We start from the raw sequence: 12,118 nt of genomic DNA on the forward strand, positions 1-12,118 counted from the left end.
TTGCCTTGTTTTTATGTGAGTTAGACCTCAAATTATTTTATGTTATCAACCAATTTAGACATAGGTTATTAGATTTAACCTTACCTTATTTTAGCCATCCAGACCTTATTTATGTCTTTTTTGTTACGTCTGGATGGCTTATCCTTAAAAAGAAAACTTTATTACAAAGTTTGATAATCTGGATTTTTTTAATCTTAGGGTATGTATGGGTAGATTTTAGTTGTGCTAAAATTCTTAAGCCTTATTTCCAAAGACCAAGGCCTTTTGTATCTCAGGAAAACCTTTATTATTACTCTGATCAAAAACATCGTTACCTTAACCAACCTTTAAAAAAAGAAACTTCCTACAGTTTTCCTTCAAATCATGCTTCAAATGTCTCTTTTGCTTCCATTTACTTAAGTCTTTTTTATCCTCCTTTTGCCTGGGGCTGGATATTGTTTATGTTGTTGGTAGGTTGGTCAAGGATATACCTTGGGCACCATTATCCCTTTGATGTGCTGTTTGGTTTTTTCTGGGGTGGTTTTTGGGGATGGACGTTTTATCTTTTGGTAAAAACCCTTCTTAAAAAATTAAGACATGAAAAAAAACTTTCTGCTTAAACCACTTTTCTTCTTATTCTCTTTGTTTTTGATAAAACTTTTATATCTCCTACTTTTAGACCTCCCTCTTTCTTATGACGAGTCTTATTATTGGGACTGGTCAAGAAATCTTGCTTGGGGATACTACAGTAAACCACCGATGGTTGCATGGTTAATTAAGATTTCAACTGGTTTTTTTGGAAATTATGAATGGGCAGTCCGGTTACCTGCACTTTTTTCTATTACCTTTACCACCTTGTTTTTTTATCTAATCCTAAAAAAACGCATTCCTTATGAAAAAGAACTTTTTTTAGGTCTAATCTGTCTTAGCTTAATCCCTTTACTTACTGTATACAGTTTTATCATGACCATAGACCCTCCTCTTATACTTTTTTGGACTGGAGCTACCTATTTTTTTATAAATTATCTAGAAACGCTAAAGGTAAGACACGCTTTCTTGGCTGGTCTTTTTATGGGCTTAGGTCTTCTTACCAAACAGACGATGTTGGGTTTTATAGCGATTGCCATAGGATATATCCTATGGTTTAAAAGACCTGCCTTAAAAAAACCTGTAACTTTTCTTATGTTTGGATTACCTTTCTTGATGATTCTACCCAATCTTTACTGGAACTGGATAAATGGTTTTGTTATGTTTAAACATACAGAGGAACATTTTTCAAGAACCGGGATAGAGTTATCCAAGGGACTAAAAACAATTCTTGAGACCTTACTACTTTATACCCCTTTAGCTTTAGGTTTTATACTCATGGCACTAAAAAACTTAAAAGATGAGATATACAAAACCAGAGATTTTATTTATTTTCTTGGGCTTCCGTCTTTATTATTCCTGGGGCTTTCTTTTATGGTAGAAATAAACGCAAACTGGATCTTACCTTTTATGGTTTCAGGACTAATCTGGGTAGTTTATACCCCTCCTTTTCCTAAATTTATCACTTTTCTCAGGTTTAACCTCCTTTATGGTATTTGTTTCCTTATACTGGCCTTGTCATTTGGAGCCTTTTTTGACCGATTTCCAGAGTTTACCCGAGACCTTTTAAAGAAATTTATAGGATGGAGAGAACTTGCCTCTTATGTTGAGACCTTTTATGATGGGAAAACTCCTATCGTTGTCTCTTATCGAGATATAGCTTCCTCTTTAGCTTTTTATCTAAAGTCTCATCCAGAAAACATTTATGTAGTACAAAAGCACCCTTACCCACAAAATCAATACCATCTATGGAGAAAAGACTCAGATTTATCAGGAAAAGAGGTTATCTTTATCCAAAAGAACCCTATCCCTCCTAAAAACCTTAGAAACCCTGTTAAACTTGGTGAAGTTCGGGTTAAAATATCTCAAAAAACTTATAAAGAGTTTTTTATCTGGAAAGGAATTTGGGAAAAGGAAGGATAAAACATGGCTTACTATTGTCAGGAATGTGGTTATAAAAGCCTTAAATGGTTAGGACGCTGTCCTGAATGTGGGGGATGGAATACCTTTATAGAAGAAAAAGAAAGCTCGATAAAACCAAAAAACAAAAGCAGAATAAGCAATAAACCGATAAAGGTCTTAAAACTTTCAGACATAAAGTATGAAGTAAAACCAAGGATTTTAACAGGTCTTAGCGAACTTGATTTGGTATTAGGAGGAGGATTTGTGCCTGGGTCTTTTATCCTTATAGGAGGAGATCCAGGAATAGGGAAATCTACCCTTCTTACTCAAGTAGCAGGTGTGCTTGCAGAAAAGGGGCTAAAAATAGTTTATCTATCTGCCGAAGAATCTGCTGAACAAGTTAAGTTAAGGGTTGAAAGACTGGGGTTGGGAGATGAAGTCCTTTTTATAGGAGATACTGAACTTTCCACGATAATAGAAGAGTTGAAAACCATAAAACCTGACCTTCTGATAGTAGACTCCATCCAAACAGTTTTTTTACCTGAGTTAGAAAGCCCTCCAGGTGGGGTTTCTCAAATAAGAGAGTGTGCGAATCTCCTTATGCGATTTGCTAAAGAACAGGAGGTGGTAACAATTGTGGTAGGCCATATTACCAAAGGAGGCTTGATTGCAGGACCAAAAGTTTTAGAACATTTGGTAGACGTGGTACTTTATTTGGAGGGAGAGAAAGAAACAGGATTTAGGATTCTAAGAGCAGTTAAAAATCGTTTTGGTCCGGTAAATGAGATCGGAGTCTTTTTGATGACCTCCAAAGGATTGGTTCCTCACTCCCAATGTGAAGACCTCTTTCTATCAGGAGAAGAAAACGCGGCTGTATTTTGTGTGATAGAAGGAACCAGACCTTTGCTGGTAGAGGTGCAATCCTTGGTTGCCAAAAGTTTTCTTGCTTTACCAAGAAGGACAGCAGTTGGATTTGACCCTATAAGGCTATCTTTACTTGTTGCTATCTTAGAAAAAAAACTAAATTTCAATTTTAGTAATCAAGACATTTATGTTAAAATATCCGGGGGGCTCAAGATAACCGACCCTTCTGCAGACATGGCAGTAGCTGTGTCTTTGGTGTCAAGTTTATTAGAAAAACCTCTTCCAGACAAAACTATTTTTATAGGAGAAATCGGGCTTTCCGGTGAGATAAAACCAGTAAGAGAAATAGCCCTACGGCTAAAAGAGGCAGAAAAGAAGGGGTTTAAAAGAGCTTTTGTTCCAGAAAGATTAAACCTTCCTAAGCATAACCTATCATTAGAAATAATCCCTTGTAGAAAGCTTTTAGAAGTTTGTGAAAAAATCTTTTAGTAGAAAAATATAAAATCCTATGTTTGAAGATTTTATAAACCTTTGGGATAGCAGAGAAGAAATAAGGGTTTTTGTAAAAAATCATCCCATAGCCGGAGGTATTTTATTTGTTTTTTTACAAGCTTTACAAGTAATAATAGCCCCCCTCCCTGGAGAAGTGACAGGATTTTTTGCAGGTTTTCTTTTCGGAGGGATCTATGGGTTTATGTTAAGTATGGCAGGCTTGATGATAGGATCTTTAATTTCTTTTTATATAGCAAGGTTTTTAAGAAAAAAATTTTTTAAAAAATACTGTCAATTTCCAACCTATTTGAAGGTAAAGAAAATTTTTTATAAACATGGGCTTACCGGGATGTTTTTACTTTATCTTTTTCCTGGCTTTCCAAAGGATTTATTAAACTATTTACTCGGTTTTATGCCTGTCTCTTTAAAAGGTTTCACGGTGGTATGTTTTTTAGGTAGAATACCAGGCACTTTTGCCCTTTCCCTTCAGGGGGATGTAGTATACGGTGGGCATCCTCAAAGTATAATTTTAGTAACTTTCACTTTTGTTATAGTTTTTTTAATTTTTTTGGTGATTAAAAAAAGAATTGAAGGTTGGTTAGAAAAAGATCCTACCACTTAGTTCTTACCTTTACCCCCTTTTTAGCTAAGTAATCCTTGATTTCTTTCACGGTATACATTCCATAGTGAACCATAGAGGCTATAAGCGCTGCATCAGCTTTACCTTCGGTAAGAACCTGATACAAATGTTCAGGGTGACCTGCACCACCTGAGGCGATAACCGGAATGTTTACCGCCTCTGCTATCATCCTCGTAATGGTTAACTCATAACCTTCTTTAGTGCCATCTGCATCTATAGAATTAAGACAAATCTCCCCTGCCCCTAAGTTTTCTGCTTCTTTTGCCCACCAAACAGCATCTATTCCCATCGGTTGTCTTCCACCCTTTATCCAAACCTCATATCCAGAGGGGATTTTAGAAGAAGGTTCAACCTTTTTCACATCCATACCAAGTACGATACATTGAGAACCAAAGGCCTTAGCCCCTTCGTAAATCAGTTTGGGATTAAGCACAGCCGCGGTATTAACCGAAACCTTCTCTGCTCCTGCAAGCAAGACCTGTCTCATGTCTTCGACTGACTTAATTCCACCTCCCACTGAAAAGGGAATAAAAATCCGTTCAGCAGTCCTTCTAACCACGTCTATCATGATCCCTCGATGTTCTGCACTGGCAGTAATATCGTAAAAAACTATTTCATCAGCCCCTTCTTGATAATACTTTTCAGCCATCTCTACAGGGTCGCCTACCTCTACATTGTCTTTAAACTTTATCCCTTTAGTCGTTTTACCATCCTTTACGTCAAGGCATACGATTATTCTTTTACTTAACATGTAAAACCCCTTTACACTTTTTTAAAAGGCAACCTGCCTTTTTCTCTTTTTAAGCTCAGCTAAAACCAAATCCTCCTCCACAAGAACTCTTCTTATAATCACCTACCCCTTTCATCATCGCACATACATTAGATACTACCTTTTCTACCTTTTCTGAACCACAAAAGGGACATTTTACCTCTTGTTCTTCTGTTTTACTAAAAATAAGTTTTTCAAAAATCCTCCCACAATCATAACACCTAAATTCATAAATAGGCATACCCTTCCCCTCCTATATCCTTAAATTTAGCTTCGCAGTAAAATAATAAAAAATTTTTAAATTTCAACCCCTGTTTCTTGTAAAAGCCATCTATAAAAACAGGGGGTAACCTCAGAAACCTCTATTTTTGCGATACAAGGGCAAGAATAAGAATGGTTTTTAAGTACCTCTTTTTCTACCTCAGGATAAAGAGATTCGCGGGTTTTTACTATTAAAACAGCTTCTTGAGAAACTTCTATCTTACCTTCCCACCAATACATAGAGTTAATGTTAGTAAAAAGGTTAACACAACCACAAAGTCTTTTCTCAAGGAGTATCCTTCCAACTTTTTGAGCCTCCTCTGAATTGGGAAAAGTTATGTAAACAAATACAATCTTATCTTGTGCCATAATTACCTCCTGTTTAAATTTCTCTCTAAAAGAGCTAAAGTATAATTATACCTTAATCGTTATAAATTGCCAAAAAATAAAGGTTTTTTCTGTTGTTGGAAAATAACAAAAAGGTTTTATAATGGAGCAAAAATTAGTTATGAGGAGGAGGGATCAGATGGAAAGAACGTTGGTTATGATTAAACCTGACGGGGTCCAGAGAAACCTTATAGGAAAGGTTATTAGTATTTTTGAAGAAAAGGGTCTCAGGGTGGTTGCTTTAAAAAAAGTTAAACTATCTAAGGAGCAGGCAAAACAATTTTATGTCGTACACAAAGAACGTCCTTTTTTTGAAAGTCTAACAGATTACATGAGTTCTGGTCCAGTGGTGGCTATGGTTTTAGAAGGAGAACAGGCTATAAAAAGGGTACGTGAAATCATGGGAGCAACCGACCCTAAAGAAGCTCAAGAAGGTACCATAAGAAAACTTTTTGCGATAGACAAGGAAAAAAATACCGTTCATGGTTCTGACAGCCCTGAATCTGCCGCTAAGGAAATACCATTTTTCTTTAGTGAGTATGAACTTCTCAGCGCTGAATAATGACTGAAAAGGAATGGATAACTTATTTAAAAAAACATCTTTTTGAAAAACCTCCTGTTTTTAAAACCTATAATGAAGACTGTACTGTTATTCAAAAAGAGGAGCAGGAATTTTTACTTATTACAACTGATGCGCTAGTAGAAACAATCCATTTTAAATTAGATTATTACTCTTTTTTTGACTTAGGCGTTAAATTAGCTAACTCTAATTTAAGCGACATCGCTGCCTGTGGAGGGGAGCCTGAATGGGCTCTCCTTACCTTAGGAAGTCCGATCCCTGTAGATGTTAACTGGGCAGAGCCGTTTTTACAAGGACTTAATCAAAGCTTAAATAAGTTTGGTGCCCATTTGGTAGGTGGAGACACAGTTAAAAGTCCCTTCTTTTTCTTTAACCTAACTTTATTTGGTAAAACCAACTTCCCTATTTTAAGAAAAGGAGCAAAGGAAGGAGATTTGATCTTTGTCTCAAGACCCTTAGGAGGAAGTTCTGCTTTTTTAAGAATGGTTAAAACCTCTCCTTTAAAAGAAATACCTGAAAATCTCAAAAAAGCCCATCTTTACCCAGAACCAGAAATAATCTTAGGTAAAGAACTCTCTTCGAAAAATTTAGCTACCTCAGCCATAGATATCTCCGACGGTCTTTTACTTGACCTTTGGAGGATATGTGAAGAAAACTCAGTTGGGGCTGAATTATTACAAGAGGCTATACCTATAGAGCCCGGAGCTACCTTAGAAGATGCCCTTTCAGGAGGAGAAGACTATGCCCTTCTTTTTACTGTTTCTCCCTCTAACTTACACCAAATAGGTGAAATCGAAACCAAACTAAAAAGGAAGTTTTTCTGCATAGGAAAAATTTTGCCTGAAAAGAATCTATATTTGGTTAACGAAAAAAAAGAAAGATTAAAGCTAAAACCCAAAGGGTTTGACCACTTTAATCTTAAAATAACTTAATAAAAAACCCCCGAGGGTCCCCCCCCGGAGGTTACCCTCCTAAAGGATTATTTCTCTACGTTGATCTTGATAAGTTTTTTCTTTTCTTCAGGTTTTTTAGGTAAAATTATCTTCAAAACACCATCTTTATAGGTAGCTTCTATCTTATCTTCTTCAACCTCACAAGGAATAGGTATAGACCTCATAAAACTTCCATAAAATCTTTCAATCCTATAGAAGTTTTCTTTTTTCTCCTCCTCTTCTCTTTTCTTTTCTCCTTTAATAACCAAAACATTCTCCATCAAGCTAATTTCCATATCCTCAGGATTTACACCTGGTACATCAACTTTTACGATAACTTTATCATCTGTTTCCGAAACATCTACAGCAGGTGCCCAACTTATACCTTCCCATCTTTCTGTTAACAATTCTTTACCAAAAAATTCTTGCCATATACGATCCATTTCCTTTTTTAAGTCTTGTAATGGACGCCAAAGGATTAAATCTGCCATAGTTATCACCTCCTTTTTACTTTATTTTTTTATTTTCAAAATTAAAAATAAGTATACACTTTAAAAGTTTCAAGTATCCGTTTATAAAAAAATTTCAATAAAAAAATCTGTGATAACTGTTGAAAGTCAAAATATCGTATTTAATTTTTAACTAATAAATACTAACATTTGGAGGTCAAAGAATGAAGCTTGATAGGTATACTTTTAAAGCTCAAGAGGCTTTACAAGAAGCCCAAAAGTTAGCCGAGTCTAAAAACAATCCTCAGTTAGAACCAGAGCACCTTTTATTAGCTTTGGTTACCCAAGAAGGTGGGATTATCCCTACCATCCTGGACAGGCTGGGGGTAAACTCCAAAATCATTGCTTCTGAGCTTGAGGAAATTTTAGATAAATTTCCCAAACTTACCCAAGGAGCTTATCAGCTATATCTTTCTTTAAATCTTAAGCAAATTTTAGATAAAGCCGAGGGATTAGCCCGAGAAATGAGAGATGAGTATGTTTCAACAGAACATCTATTTTTGGCTATCATAGATAGTCCAACTAAAGCAGGAGAAATTTTAAGAAAACGTGGGGTTACCTTTAGCAACACAAAAGAGGTTATCAACAAAATAAGAAAAGGACAAAGGATTACTGACCAAAATCCAGAAGAAAAATATCAATCTTTAGAAAAATTTGGTAGAGACCTTACTGCTCTTGCCAAAGCCGGAAAACTTGACCCTGTGATAGGAAGAGACGAAGAAATAAGAAGGGTTATGCATATTTTAAGTAGAAGAACCAAAAATAACCCGGTGTTGGTCGGAGAGCCAGGTGTAGGTAAAACAGCCATCGTAGAAGGATTAGCTCAGAGGATAGTAGCTGGAGATGTTCCTGAGATTTTAAAAAACAAAAGAATTATACAACTTGATTTGGGCTCTTTGATAGCAGGAACTAAGTTTAGAGGAGAATTTGAGGAAAGACTAAAGGCGGTTTTAAGAGAGGTGCAAGCAAGTGAAGGAGAAATCATCCTTTTTATAGATGAGATACATACCTTGGTTGGAGCTGGTGCAGCCGAAGGAGCTATGGATGCTGCTAACATGTTAAAACCAGCCTTGGCAAGAGGCGAATTAAGATGTATAGGTGCTACTACCATAGATGAATACCGGAAGTACATAGAAAAAGATCCTGCCTTAGAAAGGCGTTTCCAACCTGTATATGTAGATGAACCCTCTCCAGAAGAGGCTATCGCTATTTTAAGGGGTCTAAAAGAAAAATATGAAGTGCACCACGGAGTAAAGATTACAGATAACGCTATCGTAGCAGCGGTAATGCTTTCTCACAGGTATATCACAGATAGATTTTTACCTGATAAAGCTATAGACCTTATAGATGAAGCGGCAGCTAAACTTAGGATTGAAATAGATTCTATGCCTACAGAAATAGATGAGATAGAAAGGAAAATCAAACAGTTAGAAATAGAAAAAGTGGCTTTAGAAAAAGAAACCGACCCAAAGGCCAAAGAAAGACTTACTAAGATTTTAGAACAACTTCAAGACCTTAGAAATAAGGTAGAACAGTTAAAGGAACAATGGCTTAAGGAAAAAGAAATAATTCAAAAAATTAGAAAGCTTAAAGAGAGAATAGACCAATTAAAGGTCGAGGCTCAACAAGCAGAAAGAAAGGGAGACCTAAACCGGGTAGCAGAAATTATCTATGGTATCATACCTCAGCTTCAAAAAGAACTTGAAGAGGAAAACCGTAAACTTGCTGAAATCCAAAAAGAGCATAAATTCTTAAAAGAAGAAGTAGACGCAGAAGACATCGCTCAGATTATCTCTAAATGGACGGGAATTCCTGTAAGCAGGCTTTTAGAAAGCGAAAGAGAAAAACTGCTCAGAATAGAAGAAAAACTAAAAGAACGGGTGGTAGGACAAGATCATGCTATTAAGGTCATCGCAGATGCTTTAAGAAGAGCCAGAGCTGGGCTAAAAGATCCCAACAGACCTATCGGTTCTTTTATGTTTATAGGTCCTACAGGAGTAGGAAAAACTGAGCTTGCTAAAGCTTTGGCTGAGTTTATGTTTGATACCGAAGATGCTATGATTAGGATCGACATGACAGAATATATGGAAAAGCATTCGGTATCAAGGTTGATAGGTGCCCCTCCAGGATATGTAGGCTATGAAGAAGGAGGACAACTTACAGAAGCTGTAAGAAGAAGGCCCTATTCAGTAATACTTTTTGACGAAATAGAAAAAGCTCATCCTGATGTGTTTAACATCCTATTACAGGTACTTGATGACGGAAGACTTACAGATGGAAAAGGTAGAACAGTAGACTTCAGAAATACCATCATCATCATGACTTCAAACGTAGGTAGCTTTTACTTCCAAGACCTTTCCTTGAGCCATACTGAGATAGAATCTAAAATACATGAACTTTTAAAAGCTACTTTTAAACCTGAATTTTTAAACAGGATCGACGAAATTATCATCTTTAATAACCTGCAAAGAGAACATATCATAAAAATAGTTGACATACAAATCAAATATCTAAACGAAAGATTAGCTGAAAAGAACATGAGTTTGGAACTCACCGAAAAAGCAAAGGAATTAATAGCTACCTATGGATACGATCCTACTTTTGGAGCAAGACCTCTCAAAAGAGCTATACAGCGTTACATAGAAAATCCTTTAGCCTTAAAGATTCTTGACGGGACCTTCGTAGAAGGGGATAAAATCATCGTAGATGTAAACGATTTCGGAGAGTTTGTATTCACCAAACAACCAGTTCATTAATAATATAAGTAACTTCCCCTACCCCTCTATATCTTTCCAACTTTAAGGATATGAGGGGTAGGGATTGAATTTTATATGAAAATTGGTAAACTTTATCATAAAAGGGAGATAAATTTTTTAAATTTTATCTAAGGAGGGTTTACGAATGATGGAATTTAATTTTACGTTTAAAGGTCTTGATCCTTCAGAGGCTATCAAACAGTATGCTGAAAAAAAGATTAGCAAGTTTGAAAAATATTTTGAAGGACCTGTAAACGTACAGATAGTTTTTAAGAGAGAAAAATTTAGAGAAATCGTAGAAATAGTACTTAAAGGAGATGGAGAGGTATTGGTGGTAAAGGAAGAAACTTCAGATATCTATGAAGCCATAGACCTTGCTTATGAAACTTTAGAAAAACAGGTGAAAAAATTAAAGGAAAAAAGAAAAGAGTTTAGAAAAGGAAGGACCGTTGAAATGTCAGGAGAAGCCTCAGTTCCTAACTATGAAATCAAAAAAGTTGAAGTTAACCATCTTTCTACCGCAGAAGCTATAAATTGGTTTAAGAAAAACCATAAAGAAGATTTTTTTGTTTTTTACAACACTGATTATGATAAAATATGCATTATCTATTTGAAAGATGATAAACCAGTGGTTCTTGTACCAGAATTTGCTTAAAGATGCCTAATTTAATCATCATAACTGGCACCTCAGGTTCTGGGAAAAGCACAGCTTTAAAGGCTTTTGAGGATTTAGGCTACCTTGCTATAGACAACTTTCCTACCCGACTTTTAATTTCCTTTTTAAAGGAAGTTAAGGAAAGCCTGTCTACAGACAAGGTAGCCTTAGTAATGGACCTAAGAGATAGATACTTTTTGTCTGAGTTTAAAACCGTACTTTCTGAAATAGGCACCTTAGGTTATTTTTGGGAGCTCATCTTTCTTGATGCAAGAACTGACGTTATCATTTCAAGGTTTAACCTCACAAGAAGATTGCATCCTCTTTTAAGAGAAAAAGAAGTTGGTTTAGAAGAGGTTATAGAGAGGGAAAAGGAACTTTTAGCAGACATCAGAGAACTTGCTACTCTCTTTATAGACACCTCTAACTACAACGTCCATCAACTAAGAAATGAAATTTTTACAAGGTACCAGACAAGAACTGACCTGAAAATTTTAGTCTTACATTTTATCTCTTTTGGATATAAATATGGAATACCTCCTGAAGCAGACTATGTCTTTGATGCAAGAATCCTTCCTAACCCTTATTTTAACCCAGAATTAAAACCTCTTAGCGGAGAGAACCCTCTTATTAAACAATATTTACTAAACTACGATATAACCAAAACATTTTTAAACTTTCTAACCGAGTTTTTAAATTGGTTAATACCTGTTTATGCCAAAAGCAACAAAAGATATCTTACTTTAGCCATAGGATGTACTGGGGGTAGACATCGTTCAGTTGCTCTAATCGAATTTTTAGTAGAAAATTTAAAAAAATCTTTGTTTGAAGTAGAGTTTATAGTATCTCATAGAGATATTAATAAAGATGCTTAAAATCGAGGTATTAAACCAAGAAAAAGACCTTGAGTTTATAGCCCTACTTGAAAAAGAATTGTTTAAAAATGAGCCTTGGGACTATACAAGACTTTTGTCTGAGTTCAAAAATTCTTTTTCTCAGATATGGGTCTTAACCAAAGAAAAGGAAAAACTCGGCTATCTTGTGTTTAGGATAATCTTAGACGAAGCAGAACTATTAAGGATTGGGATAAAAAAAGAACATCAAAACAAAGGGTTAGGAACTTATTTTTTAAAGGAATTTTTAAATCATCTTAAACAGCAAGGGGTGAAAAAAGTACATTTAGAACTAAAAATAGACAACCATCCTGCACTTAAGTTATACCAAAAAATGGGGTTTCAAAAAGTCCAAGTTAGAAAAAATTACTATCAAAATAACGATGCTTTAGTTATGACCAAAAACCTTTAA

General features: G+C 35.5%; 14 protein-coding genes. 10 read left to right on the forward strand and 4 right to left on the reverse strand.

The features are described from left to right. Positions 1 to 5 precede the first annotated feature (5 nt). Genes H529_RS0105550 through H529_RS10310 form a run of 4 tightly spaced genes read left to right on the forward strand, consistent with a single transcriptional unit; the run spans position 6 to position 3,946 of the window. A complete protein-coding gene (locus H529_RS0105550; RefSeq protein WP_022855541.1) occupies positions 6 to 599 on the forward strand; it encodes a phosphatase PAP2 family protein in 594 nt (197 codons plus the stop codon). Beyond that, a complete protein-coding gene (locus H529_RS0105555; protein ID WP_022855542.1) occupies positions 577 to 1,989 on the forward strand; it encodes an ArnT family glycosyltransferase in 1,413 nt (470 codons plus the stop codon). The genes H529_RS0105550 and H529_RS0105555 overlap by 23 nt, the downstream gene beginning before the upstream one ends. Positions 1,990 to 1,992: 3 nt before the next feature. Further along, complete coding sequence (gene radA / locus H529_RS0105560) at positions 1,993 to 3,321, forward strand: DNA repair protein RadA (RefSeq protein WP_022855543.1); 1,329 nt, start codon at positions 1,993 to 1,995, stop codon at positions 3,319 to 3,321. Positions 3,322 to 3,340: 19 nt separating this feature from the next. Beyond that, on the forward strand, positions 3,341 to 3,946 hold the full coding sequence (locus H529_RS10310; RefSeq protein WP_022855544.1) for a TVP38/TMEM64 family protein: 606 nt from the start codon (positions 3,341 to 3,343) through the stop codon (positions 3,944 to 3,946). Here the strand turns inward: H529_RS10310 and hisF are convergent. The 3 genes from hisF to cutA are packed head-to-tail and all read right to left on the reverse strand — an operon-like array spanning position 3,936 to position 5,363. Then, positions 3,936 to 4,715 (reverse strand): imidazole glycerol phosphate synthase subunit HisF, encoded by a 780-nt coding sequence (gene hisF / locus H529_RS0105570; protein WP_022855545.1) that lies wholly within the window; start codon positions 4,713 to 4,715, stop codon positions 3,936 to 3,938. The two genes, H529_RS10310 and hisF, sit on opposite strands and share 11 nt — an antisense overlap. A gap of 55 nt (positions 4,716 to 4,770) precedes the next feature. After that, entirely contained in the window at positions 4,771 to 4,974 is a 204-nt protein-coding gene (locus H529_RS0105575; protein WP_022855546.1) for an FmdB family zinc ribbon protein, read from the reverse strand. Between the two features lie 56 nt (positions 4,975 to 5,030). Beyond that, complete coding sequence (gene cutA, locus H529_RS0105580; RefSeq protein ID WP_022855547.1) at positions 5,031 to 5,363, reverse strand: divalent-cation tolerance protein CutA; 333 nt, start codon at positions 5,361 to 5,363, stop codon at positions 5,031 to 5,033. A gap of 157 nt (positions 5,364 to 5,520) precedes the next feature. Between cutA and ndk the strand changes: the two genes are divergently transcribed. Continuing rightward, positions 5,521 to 5,943: a nucleoside-diphosphate kinase gene (gene ndk, locus H529_RS0105585; protein ID WP_022855548.1), complete on the forward strand. Its 423-nt coding sequence runs from the start codon at positions 5,521 to 5,523 to the stop codon at positions 5,941 to 5,943. Then, the gene (thiL, locus tag H529_RS10315) at positions 5,943 to 6,893 is read left to right on the forward strand and encodes a thiamine-phosphate kinase (RefSeq protein WP_022855549.1); all 951 of its coding nucleotides are present in this window, start codon (positions 5,943 to 5,945) and stop codon (positions 6,891 to 6,893) included. The genes ndk and thiL overlap by 1 nt, the downstream gene beginning before the upstream one ends. Before the next feature lie 47 nt (positions 6,894 to 6,940). Here the strand turns inward: thiL and H529_RS0105595 are convergent, their stop codons facing one another. Next, entirely contained in the window at positions 6,941 to 7,384 is a 444-nt protein-coding gene (locus H529_RS0105595) for an Hsp20/alpha crystallin family protein (protein WP_022855550.1), read from the reverse strand. A 182-nt stretch (positions 7,385 to 7,566) separates the two neighbouring features. Between H529_RS0105595 and clpB the strand changes: the two genes are divergently transcribed. The 4 genes from clpB to rimI all read left to right on the forward strand — a co-directional run bounded on the left by clpB (position 7,567) and on the right by rimI (position 12,118). Next, positions 7,567 to 10,158, forward strand: a complete 2,592-nt coding sequence (gene clpB / locus H529_RS0105600) for an ATP-dependent chaperone ClpB (RefSeq protein WP_022855551.1) — start codon at positions 7,567 to 7,569, stop codon at positions 10,156 to 10,158. A gap of 145 nt (positions 10,159 to 10,303) precedes the next feature. Continuing rightward, entirely contained in the window at positions 10,304 to 10,813 is a 510-nt protein-coding gene (hpf, locus tag H529_RS11245) for a ribosome hibernation-promoting factor, HPF/YfiA family (RefSeq protein ID WP_022855552.1), read from the forward strand. 2 nt (positions 10,814 to 10,815) lie between these two features. Continuing rightward, positions 10,816 to 11,688 (forward strand): RNase adapter RapZ, encoded by an 873-nt coding sequence (gene rapZ, locus H529_RS0105610; protein ID WP_022855553.1) that lies wholly within the window; start codon positions 10,816 to 10,818, stop codon positions 11,686 to 11,688. Next, the gene (gene rimI, locus H529_RS0105615; protein ID WP_022855554.1) at positions 11,681 to 12,118 is read left to right on the forward strand and encodes a ribosomal protein S18-alanine N-acetyltransferase; all 438 of its coding nucleotides are present in this window, start codon (positions 11,681 to 11,683) and stop codon (positions 12,116 to 12,118) included. The genes rapZ and rimI overlap by 8 nt, the downstream gene beginning before the upstream one ends.

This window comes from Thermodesulfobacterium thermophilum DSM 1276 (genome assembly GCF_000421605.1).
In the GTDB taxonomy this organism is placed as follows: domain Bacteria; phylum Desulfobacterota; class Thermodesulfobacteria; order Thermodesulfobacteriales; family Thermodesulfobacteriaceae; genus Thermodesulfobacterium; species Thermodesulfobacterium thermophilum.

What these genes read in the sequence shown, in the direction of transcription:
- rimI (WP_022855554.1), top strand. Translation starts at nt 11,681, where the DNA reads ATGCTTAAAATCGAGGTATTAAACCAAGAAAAAGACCTTGAGTTTATA.
- radA (WP_022855543.1), top strand. Translation starts at nt 1,993, where the DNA reads ATGGCTTACTATTGTCAGGAATGTGGTTATAAAAGCCTTAAATGGTTA.
- rapZ (WP_022855553.1), top strand. Translation starts at nt 10,816, where the DNA reads ATGCCTAATTTAATCATCATAACTGGCACCTCAGGTTCTGGGAAAAGC.
- H529_RS0105555 (WP_022855542.1), top strand. Translation starts at nt 577, where the DNA reads ATGAAAAAAAACTTTCTGCTTAAACCACTTTTCTTCTTATTCTCTTTG.
- H529_RS0105595 (WP_022855550.1), bottom strand. Translation starts at nt 7,384, where the DNA reads ATGGCAGATTTAATCCTTTGGCGTCCATTACAAGACTTAAAAAAGGAA.
- cutA (WP_022855547.1), bottom strand. Translation starts at nt 5,363, where the DNA reads ATGGCACAAGATAAGATTGTATTTGTTTACATAACTTTTCCCAATTCA.
- clpB (WP_022855551.1), top strand. Translation starts at nt 7,567, where the DNA reads ATGAAGCTTGATAGGTATACTTTTAAAGCTCAAGAGGCTTTACAAGAA.
- hisF (WP_022855545.1), bottom strand. Translation starts at nt 4,715, where the DNA reads ATGTTAAGTAAAAGAATAATCGTATGCCTTGACGTAAAGGATGGTAAA.
- H529_RS0105575 (WP_022855546.1), bottom strand. Translation starts at nt 4,974, where the DNA reads ATGCCTATTTATGAATTTAGGTGTTATGATTGTGGGAGGATTTTTGAA.
- hpf (WP_022855552.1), top strand. Translation starts at nt 10,304, where the DNA reads ATGATGGAATTTAATTTTACGTTTAAAGGTCTTGATCCTTCAGAGGCT.
- thiL (WP_022855549.1), top strand. Translation starts at nt 5,943, where the DNA reads ATGACTGAAAAGGAATGGATAACTTATTTAAAAAAACATCTTTTTGAA.
- H529_RS10310 (WP_022855544.1), top strand. Translation starts at nt 3,341, where the DNA reads ATGTTTGAAGATTTTATAAACCTTTGGGATAGCAGAGAAGAAATAAGG.
- ndk (WP_022855548.1), top strand. Translation starts at nt 5,521, where the DNA reads ATGGAAAGAACGTTGGTTATGATTAAACCTGACGGGGTCCAGAGAAAC.